The sequence below is a fragment of the Mesorhizobium sp. B2-6-2 genome (genome assembly GCF_006440615.1).
Classification (GTDB): Bacteria; Pseudomonadota; Alphaproteobacteria; order Rhizobiales; family Rhizobiaceae; genus Mesorhizobium.
Window position 1 is genome coordinate 68,235 of the sequence record NZ_VFUG01000009.1, and the last position, 25,079, is coordinate 93,313.

General features: G+C 62.6%; 28 protein-coding genes. 19 read left to right on the forward strand and 9 right to left on the reverse strand.

Annotation, left to right across the window (positions count from 1 at the left end; genetic code table 11):
• Positions 1-19: 19 nt before the first annotated feature.
• From FJ419_RS18665 to FJ419_RS18685, 5 genes are all read left to right on the forward strand, one after another.
• On the forward strand, positions 20-787 hold the full coding sequence (locus FJ419_RS18665; RefSeq protein WP_140696517.1) for an SDR family oxidoreductase: 768 nt from the start codon (positions 20-22) through the stop codon (positions 785-787).
• A gap of 29 nt (positions 788-816) precedes the next feature.
• On the forward strand, positions 817-1,416 hold the full coding sequence (locus FJ419_RS18670) for an NAD(P)-binding domain-containing protein (protein WP_140696520.1): 600 nt from the start codon (positions 817-819) through the stop codon (positions 1,414-1,416).
• Positions 1,417-1,419: 3 nt separating this feature from the next.
• A complete protein-coding gene (locus FJ419_RS18675; protein ID WP_140696522.1) occupies positions 1,420-1,923 on the forward strand; it encodes an SRPBCC domain-containing protein in 504 nt (167 codons plus the stop codon).
• 88 nt (positions 1,924-2,011) lie between these two features.
• Positions 2,012-2,824 carry an SDR family oxidoreductase gene (locus tag FJ419_RS18680; protein ID WP_140696525.1) on the forward strand — a complete coding sequence of 271 codons (813 nt, stop codon included), beginning with the start codon at positions 2,012-2,014 and terminating at the stop codon, positions 2,822-2,824.
• A 406-nt stretch (positions 2,825-3,230) separates the two neighbouring features.
• Positions 3,231-4,403: an MFS transporter gene (locus FJ419_RS18685; RefSeq protein ID WP_181170749.1), complete on the forward strand. Its 1,173-nt coding sequence runs from the start codon at positions 3,231-3,233 to the stop codon at positions 4,401-4,403.
• An 86-nt stretch (positions 4,404-4,489) separates the two neighbouring features.
• Here the strand turns inward: FJ419_RS18685 and FJ419_RS18690 are convergent, their stop codons facing one another.
• The 3 genes from FJ419_RS18690 to FJ419_RS30820 all read right to left on the reverse strand — a co-directional run bounded on the left by FJ419_RS18690 (position 4,490) and on the right by FJ419_RS30820 (position 6,293).
• The gene (locus tag FJ419_RS18690) at positions 4,490-5,239 is read right to left on the reverse strand and encodes a metallophosphoesterase (RefSeq protein ID WP_140696531.1); all 750 of its coding nucleotides are present in this window, start codon (positions 5,237-5,239) and stop codon (positions 4,490-4,492) included.
• Complete coding sequence (locus tag FJ419_RS18695) at positions 5,232-6,038, reverse strand: hypothetical protein (RefSeq protein WP_095768838.1); 807 nt, start codon at positions 6,036-6,038, stop codon at positions 5,232-5,234. The genes FJ419_RS18690 and FJ419_RS18695 overlap by 8 nt, the downstream gene beginning before the upstream one ends.
• Positions 6,039-6,131: 93 nt before the next feature.
• Positions 6,132-6,293 carry a hypothetical protein gene (locus FJ419_RS30820; RefSeq protein ID WP_181170750.1) on the reverse strand — a complete coding sequence of 54 codons (162 nt, stop codon included), beginning with the start codon at positions 6,291-6,293 and terminating at the stop codon, positions 6,132-6,134.
• Positions 6,294-6,667: 374 nt separating this feature from the next.
• On the opposite strand from FJ419_RS30820, the gene FJ419_RS18700 reads away from it, so the two are divergent.
• Both FJ419_RS18700 and FJ419_RS18705 read left to right on the forward strand, forming a co-directional pair.
• The gene (locus FJ419_RS18700) at positions 6,668-6,976 is read left to right on the forward strand and encodes a DUF982 domain-containing protein (protein WP_246679245.1); all 309 of its coding nucleotides are present in this window, start codon (positions 6,668-6,670) and stop codon (positions 6,974-6,976) included.
• A gap of 275 nt (positions 6,977-7,251) precedes the next feature.
• Complete coding sequence (locus tag FJ419_RS18705) at positions 7,252-7,440, forward strand: DUF3606 domain-containing protein (RefSeq protein ID WP_095768840.1); 189 nt, start codon at positions 7,252-7,254, stop codon at positions 7,438-7,440.
• Between the two features lie 232 nt (positions 7,441-7,672).
• Here the strand turns inward: FJ419_RS18705 and FJ419_RS18710 are convergent, their stop codons facing one another.
• A complete protein-coding gene (locus FJ419_RS18710; protein ID WP_140696535.1) occupies positions 7,673-7,984 on the reverse strand; it encodes a hypothetical protein in 312 nt (103 codons plus the stop codon).
• Between the two features lie 454 nt (positions 7,985-8,438).
• Here FJ419_RS18710 and FJ419_RS18715 point away from each other — a divergent pair, with 454 nt between their 5' ends.
• From FJ419_RS18715 to FJ419_RS18740, 6 genes are all read left to right on the forward strand, one after another.
• Positions 8,439-8,657 (forward strand): hypothetical protein, encoded by a 219-nt coding sequence (locus FJ419_RS18715; protein ID WP_140696538.1) that lies wholly within the window; start codon positions 8,439-8,441, stop codon positions 8,655-8,657.
• Positions 8,658-9,140: 483 nt separating this feature from the next.
• Entirely contained in the window at positions 9,141-9,884 is a 744-nt protein-coding gene (locus FJ419_RS18720) for a Crp/Fnr family transcriptional regulator (protein ID WP_140696792.1), read from the forward strand.
• Entirely contained in the window at positions 9,884-10,954 is a 1,071-nt protein-coding gene (locus tag FJ419_RS18725; protein ID WP_140696541.1) for an HWE histidine kinase domain-containing protein, read from the forward strand. Before FJ419_RS18720 ends, FJ419_RS18725 begins: the two co-directional genes overlap by 1 nt.
• Before the next feature lie 216 nt (positions 10,955-11,170).
• Positions 11,171-12,037: a DUF4142 domain-containing protein gene (locus FJ419_RS18730; RefSeq protein ID WP_348642821.1), complete on the forward strand. Its 867-nt coding sequence runs from the start codon at positions 11,171-11,173 to the stop codon at positions 12,035-12,037.
• A gap of 14 nt (positions 12,038-12,051) precedes the next feature.
• Positions 12,052-12,651, forward strand: a complete 600-nt coding sequence (locus FJ419_RS18735) for a hypothetical protein (protein ID WP_140635117.1) — start codon at positions 12,052-12,054, stop codon at positions 12,649-12,651.
• A gap of 49 nt (positions 12,652-12,700) precedes the next feature.
• Entirely contained in the window at positions 12,701-12,913 is a 213-nt protein-coding gene (locus FJ419_RS18740) for a hypothetical protein (RefSeq protein ID WP_140696544.1), read from the forward strand.
• 35 nt (positions 12,914-12,948) lie between these two features.
• Here FJ419_RS18740 and FJ419_RS18745 read toward each other — a convergent pair whose 3' ends face one another.
• Positions 12,949-13,212 (reverse strand): hypothetical protein, encoded by a 264-nt coding sequence (locus tag FJ419_RS18745; RefSeq protein WP_140542264.1) that lies wholly within the window; start codon positions 13,210-13,212, stop codon positions 12,949-12,951.
• A gap of 1,028 nt (positions 13,213-14,240) precedes the next feature.
• Positions 14,241-15,137 carry an alpha/beta hydrolase gene (locus FJ419_RS18750; RefSeq protein WP_140696549.1) on the reverse strand — a complete coding sequence of 299 codons (897 nt, stop codon included), beginning with the start codon at positions 15,135-15,137 and terminating at the stop codon, positions 14,241-14,243.
• Between the two features lie 143 nt (positions 15,138-15,280).
• Between FJ419_RS18750 and FJ419_RS18755 the strand changes: the two genes are divergently transcribed.
• Positions 15,281-17,041, forward strand: a complete 1,761-nt coding sequence (locus FJ419_RS18755) for a thiamine pyrophosphate-dependent enzyme (RefSeq protein ID WP_140696553.1) — start codon at positions 15,281-15,283, stop codon at positions 17,039-17,041.
• A 168-nt stretch (positions 17,042-17,209) separates the two neighbouring features.
• Here the strand turns inward: FJ419_RS18755 and FJ419_RS18760 are convergent, their stop codons facing one another.
• Positions 17,210-17,524 carry a hypothetical protein gene (locus tag FJ419_RS18760; protein WP_140696561.1) on the reverse strand — a complete coding sequence of 105 codons (315 nt, stop codon included), beginning with the start codon at positions 17,522-17,524 and terminating at the stop codon, positions 17,210-17,212.
• A gap of 150 nt (positions 17,525-17,674) precedes the next feature.
• On the opposite strand from FJ419_RS18760, the gene FJ419_RS18765 reads away from it, so the two are divergent.
• Together FJ419_RS18765 and FJ419_RS30825 are read left to right on the forward strand one after the other, a co-directional pair.
• Positions 17,675-17,878, forward strand: coding sequence for a DUF2934 domain-containing protein (locus tag FJ419_RS18765; RefSeq protein ID WP_140696567.1), 204 nt, complete (start codon positions 17,675-17,677; stop codon positions 17,876-17,878).
• A gap of 17 nt (positions 17,879-17,895) precedes the next feature.
• Positions 17,896-18,033, forward strand: coding sequence for a hypothetical protein (locus FJ419_RS30825; RefSeq protein ID WP_181170751.1), 138 nt, complete (start codon positions 17,896-17,898; stop codon positions 18,031-18,033).
• Positions 18,034-18,047: 14 nt separating this feature from the next.
• Here the strand turns inward: FJ419_RS30825 and FJ419_RS18770 are convergent, their stop codons facing one another.
• The gene (locus FJ419_RS18770; protein ID WP_140696570.1) at positions 18,048-18,650 is read right to left on the reverse strand and encodes a diguanylate cyclase; all 603 of its coding nucleotides are present in this window, start codon (positions 18,648-18,650) and stop codon (positions 18,048-18,050) included.
• Positions 18,651-19,105: 455 nt separating this feature from the next.
• On the opposite strand from FJ419_RS18770, the gene FJ419_RS18775 reads away from it, so the two are divergent.
• Entirely contained in the window at positions 19,106-19,681 is a 576-nt protein-coding gene (locus tag FJ419_RS18775; protein WP_246679246.1) for a response regulator, read from the forward strand.
• A 45-nt stretch (positions 19,682-19,726) separates the two neighbouring features.
• On the opposite strand, the gene FJ419_RS18780 is transcribed toward FJ419_RS18775, so the two are convergent.
• Positions 19,727-20,158: a hypothetical protein gene (locus FJ419_RS18780; RefSeq protein WP_140635110.1), complete on the reverse strand. Its 432-nt coding sequence runs from the start codon at positions 20,156-20,158 to the stop codon at positions 19,727-19,729.
• Between the two features lie 324 nt (positions 20,159-20,482).
• Here FJ419_RS18780 and FJ419_RS18785 point away from each other — a divergent pair, with 324 nt between their 5' ends.
• Both FJ419_RS18785 and FJ419_RS18790 read left to right on the forward strand, forming a co-directional pair.
• Positions 20,483-21,538, forward strand: coding sequence for a chemotaxis protein CheB (locus FJ419_RS18785; protein WP_140696573.1), 1,056 nt, complete (start codon positions 20,483-20,485; stop codon positions 21,536-21,538).
• Complete coding sequence (locus FJ419_RS18790) at positions 21,492-25,064, forward strand: CheR family methyltransferase (RefSeq protein WP_140696578.1); 3,573 nt, start codon at positions 21,492-21,494, stop codon at positions 25,062-25,064. Before FJ419_RS18785 ends, FJ419_RS18790 begins: the two co-directional genes overlap by 47 nt.
• The last annotated feature ends 15 nt before the right edge of the window (positions 25,065-25,079 follow it).

Sequence of the window (25,079 nt, forward strand, 5' to 3'; positions counted from 1 at the left end):
ACCCACGGAAGAAAATAAAATGGAACACTCCCTTAAAGGCAAAACTGCTCTCGTTACCGGGGCATCGCGGGGCATTGGCCGCGCTATCGCCGAACGTCTTGCAAAAGATGGTGCGACGGTCGCGCTGACCTACAACGCCAGCAAATCTGGTGCAGACGAGGCGGTCGCGGCCATCGAGAAAGCTGGAGGTACTGCGTTCGCAATCCACGCGGACCTCGTTGACCCAGCGACCGTCCCGACCTTGTTCGAGAAACTCGACGCCGAGTTCACCAAGCGGAAGGGAAGCAAAGCCCTCGATATTCTGGTCAACAACGCTGGCAATATCGGCTGGATTGGCTTCAAAGACGCGACGCCGGACAGTTGGGACACCCTGATCGCCGTCTATGCCCGCGCGCCCTTCTTCATCGTTCAGGCCGCCATGGGTCGTCTCGCCGATGGCGCGCGCATCATCAACATCTCTTCCGCTGCCGCGACGAAGCCCGTGACAGCCGCGCCCATTTACTCGATGGCCAAAGCGGCCATCAACAATCTTACCCAAGCACTCGCGTCCGAGCTGGGGCCACGCGGAATTACCGCGAACGCCGTAGCGCCGGGCTACACGCGAACCGACGCGAACGCCGCCTTCCGAGAGAATTCCGAACTCGTAAAGGCGGTCGAGGCACAGATCGCGCTGGGCCGCTTTGGCGAGCCTTCGGAAATCGCCGCCGTCGTGGCGTTCTTGGCTTCCGATGAAGGCCACTGGGTGACCGGCCAGACGATTGAGGCAAGCGGCGGCTACAAGCTCTGACCACAACGAAAGAAGCAAAGGAGAATATAATGAGCTACGCAATTATCGGCTTCGGCAAGATCGGCCAGGCCCTCGCCCGCGCCTTCGCCCGCAAGAACATCGACGTGGCCGTCGCGAGCCGCCGGCCCCCCGAGGCTTTGGCGCCGCAGGCTCGAGCGATTGGACCCACGGTGGTCGCCAAGTCGCTGCGGGAAGCACTCGAGGCCGACACAATCATCTTGGCGGTTCCTTTCGGGGAGCATCGCGAGGTTGCGAAAGCCCTGCCGAGCTGGAACGGCAAGACGGTCATCGACGCGATGAACGCGTTTCCTGAACCTGAAGAGCTGGACGGCCTCCCGTCCTCCGCCTTCGTTGCGAAGTCGTTCACCGGCGCCAAGTTCGTGAAAGGCTTCAATCACCTCATTGCGGCCACCCTGGCTGCCGATCCGGTCGTCGAGGGCGGTCATCGGGTGGTCTTCCTGTCGAGCGACGACGAGGGCGCGACCGCTCCCGTGGCGGCCTTGGCCAAACAGCTCGGGTTCGCACCCGTCAAGCTGGGAAAGCTCAACGAGGGCGGCGCGCTGGTGCACGCACGCGGCCGCATCTGGGGCCGGCTCATCTTCCAGGACTTGTTCAAGAAGGAGCAGTAATCGGTGTACGACCGTGTGATTTGGCCCGAGAAGTACGACCCCAAAACGTCGGCGATCTATGCGCTCAACGACATCGACGTGAAAGCGCCCCCAGAAGTGGTATGGAAGCTGCTGGTCGATGCTGAGAACTGGTCGAGCTACTTTCCTGCCGAAGACCAGGTCAAAATCCTGAGCGGCGAAAGGCAATTGGCGCGCGGGACCAAATACAGCCGAGTGACCGTCGGATTCCCGATGAGCCTGGTTGTTACGGAGTGCGAGCCCTTCCGCCGACTTGCGTGGGCAACGACCGTCGATGGTGATGACACCGGCTCGAGCGCGTACCATGGCTGGGTCATCACTCCCACAGATGATGGCTGCCACGTGCTGACCGAGGAAACGCAGCAGGGCTCGTGGTTCCTCGACGAACTCGGGCGCAAGCGTCCCGGTGGGCTCTATCGCTATCACCAGGAATGGATCGAACGCCTCGCCGGCGCGGCGGAGGCGAAAGTAGAAGTCAAGGCAGGTTAACCTGCGGGTCCTTGGACTTGGGCTGCCCAGCGCCTCAGCACATTGAGCGGGGTAAAGGCCGCGCCGGCCAAGATTGGAGATAGTTGAAATGAATATAGACCTCAAAGGTAAGAAGGCGATTGTCACCGGGTCAACGGCGGGCATCGGCCGTGCCACTGCGGAAGGTTTGGCCCGTACAGGGGCATCAGTCGTTATCAGCGGCCGTGGGAATGCCCGGGTCGACGAGGCGGTGCAACAAATTCGGCAGACCATTCCCGGGAGCAATATCACTGGCGTTGCAGCAGACTTGGCCACCGTCGAAGGTGTCGAGGCTTTCATCGCGCAGGTGCCGGACGCCGATATCCTCGTGAACAACGTAGGTACGGCATATATCCGGGACTACAACGGCATCGAAGACATTGCGAATATCCCCGACGAGGACTGGCTTGGCCTGTTCCAGCTGAATGTCATGAGCGGCGTGCGCATGACGCGCCACTACCTGCCGCGCATGGTGAAAAAGGGCTGGGGCCGGGTCGTGTTCGTCAGCAGCGAGTCCGCGGTCAATATCCCGAAGGAGATGCTCGACTACGGCATGACAAAGACCGCGCAACTGGCGGTCTCGCGCGGGCTTGCCGAGGCGGCCGCGGGCACGGGCGTCACCGTCAATGCCGTCCTGCCGGGCCCTACTCGATCTGAGATACTGGGTGACTTCATGGCAAAGCAGGCGGAGGCGAACGGGATCACGCAGGAGGAAGCCGAGCAAGGCTTCCTGAAGGCGATGCGCCCGACCACCCTCATTCAGCGTTTTGCGACCACCGATGAGGTGGCCAACATGATCGTCTACGCTTGCTCGGAGCAGGCTTCGGCGACGACCGGCGCGGCTCTGCGCGTCGACGGCGGCGTAGTCCGCTTCGTTGCCTGATCGTGCGGGCGGGCTTCGGTACCGGAAGCCGATGCAGCGTCAGGGCTGACGGCGGACCAAATCGATCAACAGCTACAGCTTTCATGCCGTTGCGCGCGTCCTCCTTCCGCGCCAGCGCGCTGAATCCTCGAAGACGGGGTTGGACTTGACGGCGGACATCTGCTGCAAATCCTTTCCAGCTTCTGAAACCACGTCTTCTCAGGCGCTCTGGGCTTCCCAATGAAATAACGACGATACGGTTCCGACGGCGGGCTCTAAGGAGCCGCCGTTTTCGTTGGTCAAGCCTGCGTAGTTGAATGCGGGTGAGCGTTGCAGCCTGGAACCACCAATGAGCGAAATCATTTAGAACGGGAGGTCTTCTGGCCCGCTCGCGCATCATCCTTTGGCTCGGTCGCTCGTGGTGGTCATGATGAAGCGCACGTCCGGTTTCACAGATTCGCCTGCACTTCGTTTCGTCCTCATGATGGGCGTCGTCAATCTGTTTGGTGACGTCACCTATGAGGGAGGCGCCGCGATCAACGGCCAGTTCCTGGGTGCGTTAGGCGCCAGCGCGGCCGCTGTCAGCATCATCGCCGGGTCCGGCGAGTTTCTCGGCTATGCCTTGCGTTCGGTCTCCGGCTACGTCGCCGATCGGACCGGCCGCTACTGGTTGGTGACATTCGTGGGCTACGCCATCAATCTCTTTGCCGTCCCCGCCATGGCGCTGGCGGGCAGCTGGCAGATCGCGGGCGTCCTGATCATCGCCGAACGCATCGGACGGGCTATCCGCAAGCCGACCGTGGAGGCGATGATTTCTTATACCACCGGCAAGCTCGGACGCGGCTGGGCCTACGGCCTGAACACTGCCCTCGACGAGACGGGCGCAACGGTCGGCCCGCTGATCATCGCACTGGTGCTGTTGCTGGGTGGCGACTACCGGACTGGTTTCGCGTGGTTGTTCGTCTCGGCGGTCCTTGCGGGCGCCGCCCTGGCGGCCGCGCGCGTCGGCTTTCCGGTCCCCGCACGCCTCGAGGACCGGCCCACAGCGGAGGCAAAGGGATTCGGCGCACCCTATTGGCTCTACATGGCTGCAGCCGCGGTCTTCGCCGCAGGGCTGATGAGCTACGAGCTCGTCGCTTTCCACCTGGCACGGATGCAGTTGGTTGCAGGACCATGGATACCTGTGCTGCTGGCGCTCTCGACCGGCTGCGGCGTGATCGCCAACCTCGTGCTGGGCAGGCTCTATGACCGCATCGGCCTCCCGGTGATTCTGGCGGGCGTGGTCCTCTCGGCGCTGTTCGCACCCTTGGCGTTCCAGAACACCCTGCTGCCGATCGTCCTTGCCATGCCGTTGTGGGGCGTCGGCTACGCAACGCAGGACACCCTGCTGAAGGCAGTCATCGCGGGAATCCTGCCGGAAGGCCGGCGCGGTCTGGCGTTTGGGCTCTTCTACGCCGCCTATGGCGTCGGCTGGCTCGTTGGAAGCATCGCGACTGGTCTGCTATACGAACGCTCCCTGCCCGCGGTTATAGCCTTCGTCATGATCGCGCAGCTTGCGTCGCTGCCGTTGTTCCTTCTTGCGGGGCGCGGCCACCGATAGCTGACCTGGCGCCCATTCAGGAGGACTCAGAAGGGCCTACGGCGCCAATGAATTCATCGATCTCGAGAAGGATGCCCCTGGCCGGCTCAGATCTCGATCAGCGCATAGGGCCGGCCCGTCGGCTTCGCGACGTGCATGGCGACATTGTAGACTTTCGCGCCGCCGGGAGTTTGACCTTCGAAGGTGCCTCGATGCGCGTGACCATGCACGACGGCGCTCACCTTGAACCGGTCGATCGTTTCCGCCAGCCGGGAAGAGCCGAGGAACGGGAAGATTTCGGGCGGCTCGCCGGCGACCGTTTCCGCGATCGGGGCGTAGTGAAGCACCACGAGCGTCCGCTTGGCGCGGACTTGCCGCATGGCATTTTCCAGCCGCATCGCCTCGCTGACGCTCTCGGCCACCATGGCCTTGATTGCCGGCTCACCGAAGGACCCGAGCATCCTCGAGCCGAACCCGCCAACAAAACCCTTGACGCCGACAAAGCCGACTTCCATCAGTTCCGTCGCCTGTCCGTCGAGGAGGTAAACGCCGGCCTGGCGAAGTGTCGCCGCTATCTGCTCGGCGCAACCGGATTCGTAGTCGTGGTTGCCGAGCACCGCGACCACGGGAATCGAGCAGGCCCGAAGATCCTCCGCCAAAAGCTCGGCCTCCTTCGGCTTGCCGAGATTGGTGAGGTCCCCGGCAAGCACCAGGATGTCGGCTTCGCGCGAAACCTCGCCGAACAGATCGCGATGGGAGGTCTGGGCATCTTCCTGAACATGCAGATCGCCCACCGCGGCGACTTTGATTTTGCCGTTTCCGCTCGTTTTGCCGCTTGCCCTGCTTTGTTCAGCCATCGTGAAATTCTCCAACGCCGCCGACACCGGCAAAGCCCCATTCCTTGACATCGATCTCATAGTCGACCTGCGACAGCAGTCGACCGCGGCAGATCTTCATTCTCGGCGAAGGCAATTGCCGCTGCCTGGCGAGCCGATCGAGCAGATCGTCAAGCAACCAGTCGGGAATACGGTCGCGTTCGCTGGGATAGATCCAGCGGAAATTCAGCAACTGCATCAGCAGCACCTCCCAGTGGATATCGAGATAAGACAGCAGCCTTTGCCAGTCGATCTGCTCATGTGCCTTGAGGATGGTATGGGCGATATCGGCGCCGTCGTGCCGTCCCCTGTCCTGGATGAAGCATTTCGACCAGATAAGTTCCGTGGGTCCGATGATCCTGACCCGGCTGCCCAGCAGCTCGACCTGCCGGGCATGCTCCAGCCACTGGTCCTCGACCTGCATGGTGCCGTTGGCGGAAGCAAAGATCACATCGAAGAAATGCGGACCTTCGAAGACCTTCCCCAGCCAGCGATCGTCCTCGATCACGACGGCGTAGCCGATATCCTTGAAATGGGCGAGGATGCGCGGACAATCGCCTGCCTTGCAGAAGATATCGAGGTCCTTGGTCTGGCGCACGACGCCGGTATAGGCGCTCACCGCATATGTCCCGGCAACCAGAAAAGGAATGTCGGTGGCGGCGAGCTCGCGGATCGCGTGCGTATAGAAAGCTTCCGCCTCCGCGCTCTTCAGCGTCGGCTCCGCCTTGGCGTCAATCACAGGCAGCGTCGCCAGCACGCCCGGCAACTCGTCATCGGCCATCGACCGTTGCTCCGAGCTCAAATCTTGTTCCGGGATGTAAACAGCAACCTGACCGGCTGGTTCCGTTGCCGGCGACTGTGGGTGAGCCTCACCTCAGTCCTCTTGCTTGCGGTATAGGCGCTCGGTTGCACGATCGCTCTCGCGGCGTTCGGCCGGTCCTCGGTGCCGGCGAGTCAAAAGAGCATAAACGAGCACGAGCAGGAGAATAATCGGCCCGCCGATCACGACGAAGGCCCACAGATCGATACCGAGCATGGCTTTTCCTTCCCGGTTGGAGGCGGTCGGTCGTCCGGCTAACCGAGTTGGCGGCCAAATGTTCCGCCCGCCGTCCGTGCGAGGCGACAGTTAGGCCGATCTCGCTTCACGGCGGCGCCCATGCTCGGCCAGACGGAAATCGTAGCGGTCGCGTCTATGTCTATTGAAGAAGCGCGCTTTCGAGGGAGGATGGGATCGCTGAAGGCCTTTACCCGCACGCATTGCGGCAGGCAATTGAAAGCCCGGTCTGCTTATCCTCGTTGGTGACACAGGAGCGCAGACCGGGCCTGCCTCGGTGAGGGAACTAAGGCGGCCGCACTTTGCGCCACGATCGGTCGCGCCGCCTTAACATAGGTTGTTGTCGCAAACGCCGATTGAAGGATGATGCCGTGTCCGATCACCGTTTCAGCGGCAAAGCGGCTATGCGCTATCGCAGCAAACGTTTTCGCAAACCGGTCGTGGTGCAGCCAGGTCGCATCGACCGCGACCGCGTCGTCGTGTCGGTGCTGGATGCGGCTGACGTGCTTTTGCATGATTGGCCCAAGCCTGATTTGAGGACACGGCACCGCGCGATCCAGGCCTGCCTTGCGGTGTTGCGCAATCAGGAGCCGCCAAGGGTCGCACGCCAGGCTTTCGTCGCTGCTGCCGAGGACGCCAGAATATTGCTTGGCGACCAGAGCTGAGATCAGCATGCCAGCGGGTCTGCCGCCCCGGTGTGCTGGCCGGCATCCATCGGCGAGCCGAGATTTTGTCCGCCCCGATCTGATCCAGCTGCCAGCGGGATCGTTCCGGCAAAAAGGCGGCTCCTCGCGACGGCCATGCCGTTTCTTCGATCAGTGCGTCAGTGCGCCGGTGGGTGCGACGGAGGACTTCCGAACCGGACCGAGCCGCATGTTCGGTGCAGCGGCCGGCGGAACGTTTACCGGCGGACGTTGTTCTTCAACCAGGAGGAACGGTGATGGCCGACGACAAGAACAAGCGCGATTTCCGCGACCGCGACCGCGTATCGGGCGACGAAGAATATGAGGTCGCGTATTTCGCGCGGAAATTCCAGCTGACGATGCCCGAAGCCCGGGAGCTTATTCGCAAACACGGCAATGACCGCGCAACGCTGGAGCGCGAAGCCAAGGCGCTCGGTTCTCGCTAGAGCGTTTCACCGTTTCACGGAAACGGCGAACCGCTCTATCTCTTTGTTTTGACGCAATTCCGGACGGAAAACCGCTCACACTTTTCCTGGAATTGCTCTAGCCCGGAATGACCTGCCGCGGATGCGTCTGGCTGAAGCCGCCGGCGAAGGGAATGCGCGCAAAGCCGATGTCATCGACCGAAGCGCCAACGCCTCGACCACTTGCTTGCGGCCTCGCGGAACCTCGCCCTCGTCACTGCCGCTGGAGTCCGTCCAGCGCCTTGGAAATGGCTCCGACGACTTGCCTGAGTTGCACCGGTTTCTGCAGCCGCTCGATGTCGTCGAACCGGCCGGGAATCACATCCTGGTCGTAGCCGGTGATGAAAACGAAAGGGACACCGATGTCCTTGAGGGAGTCGGCCAAGGTGAATGACGGCCCGGGTCCGAGATTGATGTCCAGCAGAACCGCATGAGGGCGCCGCTCTTCGAGTTCGGCCCGCGCAGCCCGATCGGATGGACAAGGCCCGATGACTTCGGCGCCGGCGCAGCTGAGCGCGCGCGCCACCTCGATGAGCGATATAATACTCGTCCTCCACGACCAGGACGGTGCGGCCGCCGAGCTCAGATTTCTCTATCATGGCCAGGGCTCCTCGAAACACCGTAGCGCTGCTCGACGCGCCTCTTGCCGGTACCGGGCGGTCTGCCGCCGAATGGTGCGGCAGTTATTCTCCGGAGTCGAGTTGATTGACCGCTTTTTTGATCCTTTCGCAACCCACCCTGCGCACCAGCGACAGACGCGACGACATCTCGCGGTCGATGCATCTCGGAGCGGAAAGGGCTCCGCGGCCCGAAATCTCAATGGCGGCGCATTTTCAGATGCCGGCTGCTCCGGACGTGTCGTTGCAGCGCCGAAGCTTCAAAGAATTTCCACCTCCCTCTCATGGGTTAATGCGCGACCGCGAGACCGGGAGCATTCGTTGGCTGCAAGACAGATAAAACGCGGCTTAGGGAGGTGCAGCGTGATCAAATATCATCCTGTCCGTCTGAACGAACTCATCGAGCACTATATGGAAACGCGTTCCTCGCGCCGCTCGCCGGTGTCGGTGGCCGCGGCCACGCGGGCCATCCTGACTGTCATGCCGGATTGCTCGATAGAGTCTCCTCAATTGAGCAACATGATCGCGCGGTCGGCCGTCAAGCACGGACACGCCGTCAGCTTCGACTTGATGACAGTTTAATCCGGCGAGGATCTTTCAAGGGTCGCAAGGCCGGCGTGTCATGTCCAGCGGGTGGCGCGCCGGATCGGTCGGCAGTGGCTTGTCAAGCCCGCGATTTCGGCAACACGAGAGGGACGCGGCTGCGTCGTAGCCGGTGGCGGACACCCGCGGCAGCCGCTTCTCAGCGCTGGCTCACGATGCATGATCAATCGGCGGATCCGGCCGGTCGAGATCGGTCATGCCCATCTCGACGCGACCTTGGCCAGGCGCTTCCAAGGCCTCTTCGCACGTCGCAACGGGATCGATAGCCGTGAAACCGAGCGCGAAAATCGCGGCTGTGATATCCTGCTCAGGAAAATACGCGTCTCCAGGACGGTGCGCGAGCATCGGCGACTTTCTCGTCCATATGCGCTTCCTGCGCGCAGCCGTGCGCGGCAAATGGACGTTAACATAGGTAAGGTCGTTGCCCGGTCGTTCTGTGTATCACGGACAAGAAGGATAAGGATGAGGCGGCCTCTGATCCGGAAGCTCGAGAAGTTCACGCGGCTCTCGCAAGCCGACAAGGACATGCTGCTAAGAATAGCGGCGCAACGGGTTCGACGTTTCGCCGCGCGCGAGGATATCATCCATGAGGGCGAGAAGCCCGAATTCATCAATCTGATCAGCGAGGGCTGGGCCTGCCGCTACAAGACCCTCGAAGACGGCCGCAGGCAGATCATCGCATTTTTCCTGCCTGGGGACCTGTGCGATCTGAATGTCTTCGTCCTGAAGGAAATGGACCACTCTATCGGCGCCATCACGCCGGTCGTGGTGTCGGAAATCTCGCGCACGGCCTTCGACGAGATGATGATCGGGCATCCGCGCATCACCCAGGCGCTGTGGTGGGAATCGCTCGTCGCAGCGGCAATACAGCGCGAGTGGACCGTCAACCTCGGGCAGCGCGATGCACTGGAGCGCATGGCGCATTTATTATGCGAGCTGTTCATCCGGCTTGAAGCCGCCGGCTGCACGAGCAATAGCAGTTGCGAGTTCCCATTGACGCAGACGGAACTGGGCGAGACGCTGGGCATGTCGACGGTTCATGTGAATCGCACCCTGCAGGAGCTGCGCGCCTCGAACCTCATCGTGCTAAGGGACAGGACGCTGACCATTCCCAACCTTCAGGCATTACAGGACGTCGCGCTGTTCAATCCCAATTATCTGCATCTCGATCGTGAAGGCAGGCATCTCGATGCCAATGAAGAGTGATGTCAAAGGGTCCGCCCAAAAAGCCGCTTGAACGTAGCCTGCCCGAGGTCAAGGCGGCCCTAAACGAGCATGCGAGTGCCGAAGCCGGACTGCGCGCAAGCGAGGAGAACCTGCAGGATTTCGGAGAGGCCGCCTCGGACGTGCTTTGGATCCGCAACGCCGAGACGCTGCAGTGGGAATATCTGACCCCGGCCTTCGACGCCATTTACGGCACGAGCCGTGAAAAGGCCCTGGCCGGCGACAACTTCGCCAGCTGGATCGACCTTGTCCTGCCTGAAGACCGCGAGCATGTGCTGGCCCAGATCGAGCGCATTCGCGACGGCGAAAGCGTCACCTTCGAATACCGGATATGCCGGCCGGCCGACAATGAGATACGCTGGCTGCGCAACGCCGATTTTCCGATGCGCGATGAAGCGGGAAAGGTCGCCCAGATCGGGGGCATCGGTCAGGACATCACGCGTCAGAAGGAATGCGAGGAACAACAGCAGGCCCGCTTCGCCGAATTGCAGCATCACGTGCGCAACACGCTGGCCGTCATCCGCTCGATCGTGCGGCGCACGATGGAGAAGAGCGAATCCCTGGACGAAGCCGCGGCCCATCTGGAAGGCCGCATCAACGCCTTCGCCCGGGTCCAGGCGGCCATCACACGCCGCCCGTCGATCGGTATCAGTCTGGCATTGATCGTGGCGGAAGAATTGCGTGCTGCGGGCGGCCGGGAAGGCGAGAACCTGACGATCGAAGGTCCGCCCTTGACGCTTGCGCCCAAGGCCGCCGAGACAATGGGGCTGGCCATTCACGAGTTAGCGACCAATGCCCTGAAATACGGAGCACTGTCCAGCCGCGCGGGGCGCATCGACATCCAATGGCAGCTGGAAGAGGACCTGCTCCATTTCAAATGGAAGGAGAGCGGATCCCACGGTTTCAAACCCGTCGAGCGGCGCGGCTTCGGCTTGGAGGTTCTGGAGGGCACCTTGCCGTACGAGCTCGGAGCGACAGTGGATTTGCGGCTCGCTCCGAGCGGGCTCAATTTCACGGCTGCCATCCCGCTTGGCGCCATAGGCGGCCAGTAGCACGACCACGGCTATGGGAGGCATGGTTGCCGCCCACTTCCAGACCTCCCGGATTCGGCTTTCGTTCCACCCGCGAGCAGAGCTCTGAGACAAAGGCCGGTTCGCCTCGACGCTGAGCGCTTGATTGGGGCAAAGGCCCGCCCCCGTTGTAAAAAGGGGCCGATCCTCATCGATGAATTCACCGGCTCCTCGCTTGCCCGCTGACCGGGCTTCGCCATGATCGATCGATCAGAAACCCGCCCGGCCGGAGCAGGCGGGTTCCATTTCGGCCTTTTGACACGCCACAAGTCTGTCGCGGAACAAAGGCTGGGAATAGCGGTTCGGTCCCATCAAACAGCAAGGGAGCCTTCAGCCATGAGCATGCGTATGTTGCTCGTTCCATCGACGGCCGTCGCGTTGATGCTTGCCCTTCCGGCCTTCGCGGCCGACGACGCGCAGACCTTCGTCGACAAGGCTGCCATCGGCGGGATGTTTGAGGTGGATACCAGCAAGATCGCGCAAGACAATGCGAAGGATCAGCAGATCAAGGATTTCGCCAAGCGGATGATCACCGACCACGGCGCGGCGAACGCCAAACTGCAGAAGATCGCCGCGGAGCAGAAATTGCAGGTACCGACGCGATCCGATGCGCAGCATGAGAGCGATCTGGAACGGTTGCAGAGCACGACGGCCTCGCTGGATCAGCCTTACGTGGAGATGCAGCGCAAGGCACACGCGGACGCAGTCGGCCTGTTCGAGGCCTACGCCAAGGACGGAGACAATCCCGCGCTCAAATCTTTCGCGGCGGAAACCTTGCCGACACTGAAAATGCATCAGGACATGATCGAGAAGATCGCCCGCGCCAGCGCGAGCATGCCGGCGGTCAAATCGGCGTCGACACCCAAACCACCCGCTCCGGTTCCCGGCGCAAACAGCTTCACCGAGGCACAGGCGAAGAAGCGCATCCAGGATGCCGGCTATGCGGACGTGTCAGCGCTCGCCAAGGACGAGCAGGGCATCTGGCGCGGTCAGGCGACGAAGGACGGCAAGGGCACCTCCGTTGCACTCGACTATCAGGGCAACGTCTTCGCCGGCCAACAATAGACAGGAGAACCGACATGCAAACGATCACCGCGCTGTTCGACGATTATGATGACGCCGCTGACGCGGTAGGCGAGCTGGAGTCCACCGGCGTCCCGTCATCCGACATCAGCATCATGGCCAACAATGCCCGCGGCTGGTATCGAAACACGCAATCGCCGGCCGCCGAGGATGCCGCCAGCGGCGCCGGTATCGGGGCGGTCGTGGGCGGCGCCGGAGGCTTGGCGACAGGCCTGGGCGCCATGGCGATACCGGGCGTCGGGCCGGTCGTCGCGGCCGGCTGGCTGGCGTCGACAGCCGCGGGCGCCGTCGCCGGAGCGATTGTGGGCGGCGCGGCCGGCGGCATTATCGGCAGCCTGACCGATGCCGGCGTGCCGGAGGAAGACGCGCATGTCTATGCCGAAGGCGTCCGCCGCGGCGGCACGCTGGTGACAGCTCGCGTCGAGGACGACCTCGCTTCGGAAGCCCGGGAAGTCCTTCACAGCTCCGCGTCAGTCAACATCGCCGACCGCCGCAGCGAATATGAAGCGGGCGGGTGGGCAGCCTTCGATCCGGCTGCCGGCGGTTATTCGGCTGAGGATGTCGAGCGGGAAGCGGCGCGCCGAAGGACGGCCTAACCTCGCCGTCGGCGGCCACAACAGACGCAAAGCCAGCCAGGAGTTCGACATGAGACGGGTGCTTCTGCCACTGATATTGGCTGCGGTGGTCCTGGTGCTCTGTTATTGGGCCTTCGTCTATGTCGGCACAGGCTGGCAAACAGCGCCCGTCAAACGGACGCCCGAACAAAACCAGGGCGGGAACGCGCCGCAGGATACCTCGCCGGCCGCCGGCATCACGAAGAATCCACAGGATGCCAGCAAGATGCCGGGGGTTCAGTGACAGTTCGAGCGCGATATCTGCTCTTTCCTGGAGGCCTACTCACGCGCGATGAATTTGTTGAAGCGGCTGATGGTACCCTCCGCGGTCATGTCCTGGTGGACGAACGCCAAATTGTCGTCGTCCAGCACTTTGAAGAAGTCTTCCCATTCGATCGGCCTCAGATCTTCGTCGCCTGCGCCGAAATCGACCCGCAGGATCGCGCCCTTCCCCGGCCCGGCGACGACGGCGGGCCTGCCCTCGCGCGCCTCGATCCAAGCTCGGATCACTTCGTGATTTGAGGTCGTCATAGCCTCGCTCATTGCGGCCTCCCGGTTGACAGTTCCCGCTATCTCAGAGGAACCCGGAGATATCCCGCTTGTTCCCCTTGCGCCCGGTTCGGGAGCCTCGCGGCAATCGAAGATCCACGCGGCGATCCATACGAAGAAGGCCCGCTGCCTGCATGCGGCAACGGGCCATGGGCCTGATGGGACCCTGGATCGCTAGAGGGAGGGCGATCGGCTTTCGAACCGGCAGGCGACAGAAATGTTCCGGAGAAAGTTTCACGTTTCTAGCGCGTCGGGTGAACACTCAGAATTTGACGGCAATCTTCTCGCCCACGGCCGGAGCTTGCGGCAAGTTTCCATGAAAGTGCGCGCTGAATTGTCGGTCGTAAACTTAACCAGCCCTCGTGTAGCTGAAATGATGTTGCCGAACGAGCAATCGGGACTGAGATTTCAGCCGGCGGAGCGGGCATGCCCTAGCTTGGCCATCTTGGACCTTTGTCCGATCCTTCCCCTGCCCCGGTCGCTTGGGAACTGTCCGATTCTACCCGCGAGAACACACGAACCGGCGCTTGCCTCGGTGCCGGGCCGCGAGATTTTCGGCGCCACCATCGCGGCAGGAACTCGGCAATCAGGCTTTGAATTATGCCCTTCATCCGATCGCCTCATGGAAGGTTTGGAGACGAACAACTGCCGGCCGTGATTGTTCCGCATCGTCGCGATCGGAACGTCCCAGTCGACAATCAATTCGGGCGGGCTTTGCGCGTCCGCAACGCTATCGCGGCGTCGAGCTTACGCGCCAGTGCCAACATTCGAGACGGTGCATTCTCGCATCTCAGCGCCTCCAACGCGACGCTCGTCTCGCGCTCCGGCGTCGTGATCTTGGAGGGTTCCTCCTCCGATCTGAGCACTTGACGAACCTTGCGTGTCACGGCCGTTCCCCTAACATGGGTTAATGCCTGCCCCATTAACCCACTGACGGGAAAAAGGTTCCTGTCTCGTCCGTCTGCTGGACCGACGCACTTCCTCCCGGGCGCAGCTGTCCCGAATATCGAAGTCGGGCCCGCCTATTGCCTGCCGAAGCTTGTCAGGAAGCTCTCCAGCGCCTCTCGGGTCTGCTCAGGCGCCTCGCGGGTCGGAAAGTGGCCGACGCCCGGCAGAAGCTCACGTTCGTAGCTTGCCGAGAAATACTCCTCCTTGCCTTCGGACGAACCCGGCAGAACGACGCGGTCGTCATCGCCATGAAGGACCAGTGTCGGCACCGAGATGACCTGCGCCTCAACCTGCTTGCGCGCGAGTTCAGCGTAGCGCGGGTCGGGATCCGCCTCCCCCCAGCGCACGCGATAGGAATGCAGCGTCACGTCCGGCCAGTCCGGATTTTTGAAGGACCTCGCGACACGTTCAAACAGCGCGTCGTCAAACCAGCCTGGCGGGCTCCAGCTGCCCCACTGGAATCGAGCGAAGGAGTGGCCGTGCTGTCGCACGAACTCCTCGCCGCGCTCGGTCGCCATGAACCACTGGTACCAGAAGGCCCTCGTCTGCTCCAAAGGCGGCGTCGGAAGCGAGCCGGGTTGCCATCCCAGCGAAAGCGCCGCGCAGCATCTTATCCTCTGCGGAAAGACGGAGGCGAGCAGGTAGGCGATGCGTGCCCCCCAGTCGTGGCCGACAACCGCGAACCGTTCGAGGCCGATGGCATCGGCAAAGTCGAGCGCGTCCTGCGCCATGGCCGCGATCTCGCCTGAGCGCATCGTTTCGGCGGAGTGGAACACAGTCCCTCCAAACCCGCGCAGCCATGGCGCGAAGGTGCGAAAGCCCGCAGCGTGAAGAAGTGGCGACACGTCCGCAAAAGTGGTCGCATCGTCGGGCCAACCATGAAGGAGCAGCACAGGCGCTCCGTCCTCGGATCCGCCGCTCACATAGGCGACCCGCAGCAGCGGCGTGTCGCAGAAGACAGGCTCTTCCACAGATCCTCCTCAGAGCAGCAATTGCAGTGGCCGCCCAACCCTGTGCAATCGGGTTTGTTCCTTGTGGCCGCCGGCTCGGCCCGATCCGACGAGGGAACCAACCGTGGTCTTGCCGGTTCGGAAACCAACCGCGGAGCCTCGCCATGCCCAACGCAGCCGAAATCCTCGTCGACACCTTGATTGCCTGGAACGTCGAAGTCGTGTTCGGGCTGCCCGGTGACGGCATCAACGGCGTCATGGAGGCGCTGCGCAAAAACCGGGACAGGATATCCTTCGTCCAGGTGCGGCATGAGGAATCGGCCGCGTTCATGGCTTGCGCCTACGCCAAATGGACAGGCAAGCTCGGCGTGTGCCTCGCAACGTCGGGACCCGGCGGTACTCACCTTCTCACCGGGCTCTACGACGCCAAGCTCGACCAGGCGCCGGTGCTGGCAATTACCGGCATGCAGTTCCATGACCTGATCGAGACATTCACGCAACAGGATGTCGATCTCACCCGCGTCTTCAACGACGTCAGCGTCTACAACGTCCAGGTCTCGGACGCGGCGCATATGGAGAACGTGGCAAGCCTCGCCTGCCGCACCGCGCTCGCCCGCAAGGGCGTCGCCCATCTTTCAATCGCCAGCGATATCCAGGAACAGCCCGCCGACGCGGCCAAGCGATCCAAGCGCAACCGGCCGGCGCACACGCCGCAGGGCATGTTCGCTCCTCACTGCGTCGCGCAAGACGCGGAGTTGGACAAGGCCGCGGCCATTCTCAACGACGCAGGGCGCGTGGCGATCCTCGCGGGACGCGGAGCGATCGGCGCGGCAGCCGAGCTTGAAGAGTCGGCGCGGCTGTTGCAGGCGCCGGTCATCAAGGCGCTGCTGGGCAAGGCGGTGCTGCCGGACGACCATCCTTACACCACTGGCGGCATCGGCATTCTGGGCACCTTGCCATCGCAGGAGGCGATGGAAACATGCGACGCCGTCCTCATTGTCGGCTCGACCTTCCCCTACATCGAGTACTACCCGCGGCCGGGCAAGGCGCGTGGCGTCCAGATCGATTGCGATGCGCAGCGCATCGGCCTGCGCTTTCCGGTCGAAGCCGGTCTGGTCGGCGATGCGGCGGAGACCTTGCGCGCCCTCAACAAGCGGCTGAAGCAGAAAGCTGACGGCGGGTTCCTGGCGACGGCGCAAGGCTCGATGCGCAAATGGCGCGAGATGATGCGCCAGTCCGAAGACGCCTCGGCTCATCCTCTCAAACCGCAACGCGTCGCGCGCGCCTTCGGCGAACGTCTTGCAGAGAATGCGATCCTGGCCACCGATTCCGGCCAGAACACGGAGCTTGCCGCCCGTCATGTCGATCTCCGCGCGGGGCAAGCCTTTAGCGTTTCGGGTGCGCTTGCCTCCATGTCCTGCGGTCTCAGCTATGCGATCGCCGCAGGCATAGCCTTTCCCGGCCGCCCTATCGCGGCGATCGTCGGCGATGGCGGGCTCGCCATGCAACTGGGCGAGTTTTCGACGGCCGTGCGCTATGGCATTCCGCTGAAACTCCTGGTCATCAAGAACAACATGCTGAACCAGATCGCCTGGGAGCAGATGATGTTCCTCGGCAATCCCCAATTCGGCTGCGAGCTGCAGCCGATCGATTTTGCCAAGGCCGCTGAGGCGATGGGTGGGAAAGGTTTCAGCATCGAGCGGGCGGAGGAGGTCGAGCGCGTGCTCGACCAGGCTTTCGCAGCCAGCGGGCCGGTGATCATAGAAGCGCTCGTCGACGCCTATGAGCCGATGATGCCGCCGAAAATGCCGCCCGATTACGTCAAGAACTTCCGCAAGGCGCTGCCTCGCACTCCGGGCCGCGACCAGATCGAGGAAAACGTCGCGCAGGAGCCAGCCAAGACGATGATGGAGGCCGGCGAATAGGCGGGAATTCTGACACTCGACCTTTCCCGCCGGCGCCGTCGAATGGTCGATGTTCATCTCGGCGGCGGCATCCCGGATCGGGAAAATCCTGGCGGCGATATCAGAGATTCCGCGCGAAATCTTCGTGGACCCAGGTTACGAGGAATTGGCCTATGGGACGGCCCGCGTTCATTCCTTTACATACGCGCCGGGCTGACGGCCGCTCCTGGGCGCCTTGGCGTCCTTGGAATGCTCCGCGACAGTGGGACCTGCCCCTGAGCTCTTTTCCGTCGCCGTGCTTGGCGTCGGCTGTCGGGGCGGATTGCGGCCCTCAGATTGACGGGTCTTGTCCTCGACCTCGCCCTGCTTACGGCTGAGGCCCGGATCGACATGGGGTTTTTCATTGCCGGCGGCGTCCTGGGAAAATTCGTCGCTCGGATCCGGATCGGTATTGGCGGGATATTTCCTGGCGCCGGTCTCGCGACGGTTCTGGCTGTTCTTCATGACTCTGTCTCCGGTTGGATGAAAGATAACACCGGCGCGAGAGCGGCGTTCCCAACTGCTGGGCAGTCCGTTTCAAGTCCGGTGGAACAAACCTCCAGGCATCCGATTAGGCGCAGACAGTGCAGTTCAGCCGTGCGAGAGGAGCCAGGCATGGACAGGGAAGAACGCATCAGGCAACGCGCCCATGAGATCTGGGAGCGTGAAGGCCGACCGGAGGGCCGTCAGCAGGAACACTGGGATCAAGCCGTCCAGGAGATCGAGTCGGAAGGTTCGGAAGTCGAGCGCGGTCCGGTGGCGCCCGATCCCGCGGTTGGCGCCAGCTCTGACCCCGCCGCCAACAGGCCAGGCGGCTGAAGCACGTCGGCCCGCGGATGCGTCGTATCCTGATTGCGCTCGGCATTCTGGTGATCGTCCTGGTCGCCGTTTGGGTCTGGGCTGACCAAAACGGCCGGCGCCCGAGCGGTGGTGCCCAGCAGCCCTCGCCGCACGCTATCGACCAGAATGGCTGACAGGACAGCCAGCCTCAGCGCGTCGCGGTGTCGCCGGGCTCATGCCGCCTCGCCTTGTCAGGCACCAGCCGGCCCGAGTTGGCGCGCAGGCCTCTGAAGAACTCCTCCACATAGGGCAGCAGCTCGAACAGCACGATCACGATCATCACGGCGGCAATGTATATCACCGGCAGTTGCTGTTCTTTCCAGGTCAAATCGAAGCGAGCCCTTTCCGTTCCGGCGCCGAACAGCGCCAGGAATTGGCCCCAATGCAGCGCCACCACGATGACCAGCCCCATCAGCGGAATCATTTCCAGAAAGCTGTGCACGTGCTGCTCGACGGGGCTCACCGTGCGAGCCGTGGTCGCATAGCGCACGTCCCATATCGCCGTCGCTTCGTGAACGAAGAAGGTGACGATCATCACGGCGATGACCAGGGCGTTCACCTCCAGGAACATTGCCGCAAGCAGCGGGATTCCAACCTCGGCGAACATCAGCAAGTGAATGAGCGATTCCTTCGCACCGGTCGTCGATTCGATGTGGCTGGCGCGATGGCAGAGCCAGTCGGCAAAGCCCGCAACCAACCAGACAGGCAGGATGAAGTACATCAGGATGAGGACCATGGGATCGGCCAGCACGCCGCAGCTCCCTATCTGCCGCCGTTCACGTCGCGTCTGAACTTTGCAGCCTCGCGATCGAGCAGGTTCGGCTCGTTGCCGTATTTCAGGATCAGCGCCAGCACCAACCCGCTTGGGATTCTCATTCTTTCCGCAAGGTCGCGGACACGGTCGGCATTTTGGCGCCGCTGTCTTCCCTGGAAGCTTCGCCGTGCGACGTCATGGGTCGTGGTACCCGGCCGACTCCCGCCTGGTGTCGAACCGCCGGCCGGCGGAATGGTTCCATACCTGTCGGATCCGGCGCAGCGAACCGCCGGAACGGTTCACCCATCGCCGCGTTCTACCAGTTGGCTTCCCTGCGACCTCATGAATACACGCGCCGGTATCGACGCGGCATGCCCCGTGACTGAGGTCTCACCAACGTCAGAATATGAACCAAGGAGCTTCGTGTGCGAAACCTCAGGGGACTTCACCTCTTGATCGCGGAGGACGAGTGGCTGCTGGCCAGCGATCTGGCGACCTTCTTCGCTGGGATGGGCGCCATCATTCTCGGGCCGGCAGCGACAGTGGAGCAAGCCGGGCGACATGCAAAGGCGGCGGACGCAGCGATTCTGGATGTCAACCTGCATGGTCGCCTCGTCTTCCCGGTCGCGGACGAATTGATGCGGCGCAACGTGCCCTTCGTCTTCTTCAGCGGTTATGATGAGATCGCCATCCCCGAGCGTTTGCGTTTCGCGAGCAGCCTGAGCAAGTCCTCGAACGGCGCCGTCGTGGTTGATGCGCTGTTCCCGCCGGAACCCTTTGGGGAGCCAGTGACCGTCGCGCAGCCGGCGCCCGCGGCGGAGGACGTCGTTGCGCTGCTCCCCAAGCTCCGGCTCACCGCGCGTCTGCTGCTGGACGATGCCGGCGCTTCCGACCGCCTTGTCGAGCACACTTTGGAGCAGGCGCTTGAAGATATCGACAAAAGGCCCGAGGGGTCATCGATAGCCGACTGGCTGAACACCATCATGCGCAAAATAGCGCGGCTGCGCGGAGCTTGCCTGCTGCACTGATCGCCGAGCCGCCGGCGACCTGCGCTCGCCTGGCGACCAGCATTCTCAATGCGTCAGGCGGCTTCTGAGCCAGGCAATGATCCGGTTGCCTTTTATGATCCGACGGACCCGCGCGGCAGCCCAGCTGGCCTGCATCGTCGCGCCGGCATGGCAGCTGCACACGACGTCATGCAATTGCCAATCGGACAATTCGAAAAAGCGCTTCGCCTCGCCGTAGGTGTCGGACTGCAAACCGGCCGCGCGCAGCAACGGATCATCGAAAGCAACCGCGAGCGGCGATCCGTCCGCCCGCACCTGTTCGCGAACCTCGGGATCGACATATTCAGTGCCCGTCAGCGCGGAGAGACACCGAAGCGGATTGCGGTCCAGCAGTTCCGCCCACCGCTCGATCCGCTGCGTTCTCGTGGCAAGGGGGATCAATCCAAGCCGGTCGACGACTGCCACCGATTGAAGTTCATATGAGGTCTGATGCTTCATTGCTGTCTCCTGTGGTTTTGGCGGCGACATCTGTACAGCGCGCGGCAGACTGCCGGGCCTGAAGCCCGCGCTTGCGAGGGACAGGCGCAGACCGATCAGCTGTTGCCCACCGATCTTCGACAAACGCCTGGCGTGGCGTCTGAAGCGAACCCCAACTGCCAGTCATCCCCTATGTTCCCGCCATCCTTCGCGACGAGCCTGGCCGGCAGCAAACGGAACTTCGTGCAGGTTGCAGGGTTAAACATCTGACCTGTCGCTGAACCGCGATGATGCCGTCACCCAACGGAACACTTCTTACAGCCCAGTTTGGAGGCTCGTAGCGGAATGGCCCGTTCCAAAGGTCTATCCAACCGCCATAACATCATCGTCATCGGCGCGTCGGCCGGCGGAATCGAGCCGTTGAAGCAGATCGTCGCCAACCTTCCGGCCGATCTGCCGGCGGCCATCTTCGTCGTGTTGCATATCGGCCAGGTCAGCTGCCTGCCGGAGATCCTGGACCGCGCGGGCACGCTCGAAACGCGGCCGGCAACGAACGGCGAAGAGTTCAGGACCGGCTGCATCTATGTCGCGCCGCCCGGCTTCCATCTTCTCCTTCACGATGATCACATGATGCTGCGACGCGGCCCGCGCGAGAATCTTGCCCGGCCGGCCATCGACCCCTTGTTCCGCTCGGCGGCGCTGAGCTACGGCGCGAGTGTCATCGGGGTTCTGCTGTCGGGCGCGCTTTCCGACGGCACCGCCGGGTTGAGGGCCGTCAAGTCCGTCGGCGGGCTGGCAGTCGTCCAGCACCCCAAGGACGCGCTGGTGCCGGCGATGATTGAAAGCGCGCTGCGCTATGTCGAGGTCGACCACTGCCTGCCCGCTGCCGAACTCGGCCCTTTGCTGGCAAAACTTGCCGTCGAGCCGGCCGGAGAATCCTTTCCTCCCCCGCCGGCGGTTAGATTGGAAGCGGCCATTGCCGCGCAGGAGCATTCGACGATGCAGGAAGCGGATCGACTTGGCGAATTGTCGGTGTTTACATGCCCGGAATGTCACGGGCCGTTGTGGGAGATCGAAGACGGTGACATGCTGCGCTATCGGTGCCATACCGGGCATGCCTTCACCACCGACGCGGTGATGGAGATGCAGGCGGTGGAGGCCGAAGAGATCCTGTGGAGCCTGCTCCGCTCGCATCAGCAGCGGGCAACATTTGCCACGCGTATGGCAGAGCGGGAGCGGGCGAAGCGCCGCTCCGAACTCGCCGCCGAAATGGGCAGGCGGGCGAAGGAATATGAGGCGGATGCCGCTGTGATCGAACGCATTCTCGAAAGCAGGCGGGTTCAGGTAAGGGGCAATGGCGAAGTCAGCGCGGAAGGCAAGTACTCACAAGGCAAGGGTTAGTTCGCGCGACGACGAAAAACAGCCGGCGTCCTTCCCCATTGTCGGCATCGGCGCATCGGCGGGTGGCATCGCGGCATTGCGGAGCTTTTTCCCCGAAGTGCCCGCCGACAGCGGCTTCGCCTATGTCGTGATCCAGCATCTCGACGCCGAGCATGAAAGTGCGCTTGCCAGCATCATCCAGCGCTCAACCGCGATCGAAACGCAAACAGTTGCCGAGAGCGTAGAGGTCAAACCCGACAACATCTATGTGATCCCGCCAGGTGTTTCGGTGAGGATTGAAGAGCGGCGCTTTCACTTGGTCAAGATCGCGGCCGCGCGCGACAAACGGGCGCCGATCGACGATTTCTTCATCTCGCTTGCGCAGGAGCAGGCCGAGAACGCCGCCGGGATCATTCTTTCCGGAACCGGCAGCGACGGCACCGTCGGCTTGAGGGCCATCAAGGAGTGCGGCGGACTGACGCTTGCGCAAGAGAGCGCCGAGTACGACGGCATGATGCGCAGCGCCGTCCAGAGCGGCCTGGTCGACATGGTGCTTCCCGCGGAGGAGATGGCCGGCAAGCTGGTCAGCTATTTCACTCACGCGAGCCGCACCGAGACCGAGCGGGACCGACGCAAGCGCGAAGTGACCGAACAGCTTTCGCGCATCGCCGCCCTGCTTCGCTCGCGCACGGGCCATGATTTCAGCGGCTATAAGGACAACACCATTTTGCGGCGCATCCAGCGCCGCATGCAGGTGCTGCAGATCGACGATCCCACCGTCTTCTACGAGCGACTGCGGGAGGACCCGCAGCAGGTCGATCTTTTGTTCCAGGACCTGCTGATCGGCGTCACCAGCTTCTTCCGCGACCCGCAGGCTTTCGACGCTCTCGAGCGTGTGGTCATTCCCCGGCTGTTCGAGAACCGCAAGCCCAGCGAGACGATCAGGGTATGGGTGCCGGGCTGCGCCACAGGCGAGGAAGCCTATTCGATCGCCATGCTCTTGAAGGAGAACGCGCCGCGCGGCGCCGCCTCGCCCAACTTGCAGATCTTCGCCACCGACATCGACGAGCGCGCGCTGGAAGTAGCGCGCGCCGGCCGCTACTCGGCGACGATCGCGCCGGACATAACGCCGAAGCGGCTGAAGGAGTTCTTCTCGCGCGAGGACGGCACGTACCGCATTTCCGCCGACCTGCGGGAGATCTGCCTGTTTTCGGCGCACAATCTCTTGCGCGATCCGCCCTTTTCCAAGCTCGACCTGATCGCGTGCCGCAACCTTTTGATCTATATGGGCCCGGAACTGCAGGAAAAGATCGTCCCGATCTTTCACTACGCATTGCGCAACAACGGCTATCTCCTTCTCGGTTCCTCGGAGAACGTCACGCGCCATCCGCAGCTGTTCTCGACGGTGGACAAGACAAGCCGCATCTTCCAGAGGCGCAACGGGGCCACCGCACATCGGTTGCCGGAATTCCCGCTCGTTACCGCGGCGAGATCGACGGATCCAAGTGCGCGCCGGCGGGCAACGGCCGGAACCCTGCAGGAAATCGCGGAGCGTTTGCTCGTCGAGCGCTATTCGCCGGCCTATGTGATCGTCAATGCCGCCGGCGAGATGATGCACAGCTCAGGCGGCACGGGCAAATATCTGGAGCTCGCTGCCGGCGCCCCCAGCCACAACGTCTTTTCCATGGCGCGTCGCGGGTTGCGCATGGATCTGAGGGCCGCTCTCCACAAGGCCGTAAGCACCGGACAGGTGGCGGTCCAGAACAAGATCAGCATCGGCACCAATGGCGGGCGTCAGACGATCAGCCTGGCTGTGCAGCCGCTGCCGGGCGATGGTTCTTCCGACCCGCTCTATATGCTGGTCTTCCGGGATATCGGCGGGATCAAGCCGGAAGCCGAGGACGAGGCCGTCCACACAACCGACGATGTCGAAAGCGCCAATGTCAGTCAGCTCGAAAGGGAGCTGAGGGAAACCAAGGAGCGCCTGCAGATTACGACGGAGGAGCTCGAATCCTCCAATGAAGAGCTGAAATCCTCGAACGAGGAGCTTTCCTCGATCAACGAGGAGCTGCAGTCGTCCAACGAGGAACTGGAAACCTCGAAAGAGGAACTCCAGTCGATCAACGAGGAGTTGCACACCGTCAATGCCGAGCTCAGTCTGCGCGTCGACGAGCTCACCCGCGCCAACAACGACATGGCGAACCTGCTCGAAAGCACGCAGATCGCCACCATCTTCCTCGACCGCGACCTCTGCATCAAGAACTTCACACCGACCGCGCGCGACCTGTTCCGGCTGGTGGAAAGCGATGTCGGACGGCCGCTGGCGCATGTCCGTCCGCGCTTCACGGCCGACGGCTTGCAGGCCGACATGGAACAGGTGCTGCAAAGGCTTGGCACGATCGAGCGGCAGGTCGAGGGCATGGACAACGGCCAGAGCTATATCATGAGGGTGCTGCCCTACCGGACAGTCGACAATATCATAGCGGGCATCGTCGTCACCTTCGTCGACGTCACCCAGATCACGCAGGCCGAGAAAAGGATCGGCGCGCTCTCGCATGACCTGCGCAACCGCGTCGAAAGCCTGGGAGCCCTGCTCGACCTCGTGCCGATCGGCATCTTCATCGCAGAGGATGGCGCCGGCGTGGAAATCCGCGCCAACCGGCGCGCAGCGGAGCTGTTGGGTCGGCCCGCTACTGGCACCAAGCCGATATCCGTGCCCGCAATCCTGCCGCTGACGCTCAATGGAACCAAGGTAGGCACCGATGACCAGCCACTGCTCAAGACAATGCGCACCGGCAGGGCAATTCCCGGCTATGAAGCGAGTATCCAGCATGAAGACGGTACCGCTATCGACGTGATGATGTCGGCCAACCCGCTGTTCGACGAAAAGGGCAAGGTCCGCGGCGCCATCGCGGCGCTGGTCGACATATCCAGCCACAAGGAGGCCGAGCGCAGCCAGGAAAGGCTGCTGCACGAATTGCAGCACCGCGTGAAGAATATCCTGGCCACGGTCACCGCGCTGACGTCCCGCATGGTTCGCACATCCAGTTCGATGAGCGATTTTTCCACGTCCTTCCAGCAGCGGCTGCAGGCAATGGGTCGAACGCACGACGTGCTGTCTTCCTACAACTGGACAGATGCCGATCTCGAGCAGTTGCTGCGGGCAGTCTTGTCGCCTTACAGCAGCAAGGAGCGCCAGAATATCATTATCCTCGGAAGCCCTTTGCAGCTAGGCGCGAGCGCGGCCGCGACACTCGGCATGGTGTTCTTCGAGCTTGCCAGCAACGCCGCGAAATACGGAGCCCTATCGACAGAGGACGGCCGCGTCGAAGTAGGCTGGAACACCGACAAACCGGGCATTCTGTCAATCCGCTGGAGGGAAATCGACGGACCTGTCGTCGAAGAACCGCCAAGGCGGAATTTCGGAACGAGCTTCATCCAGCAAAGTTTGGAGTACGAGCTGGGAGGGAAGGTCGACCTGAGGTTCGAACGCTCCGGACTTGAATGCGACATAGAAATTCCGCTGGCGTCGGGCACAGGTCGCTGACATTTGCCGCTGAGC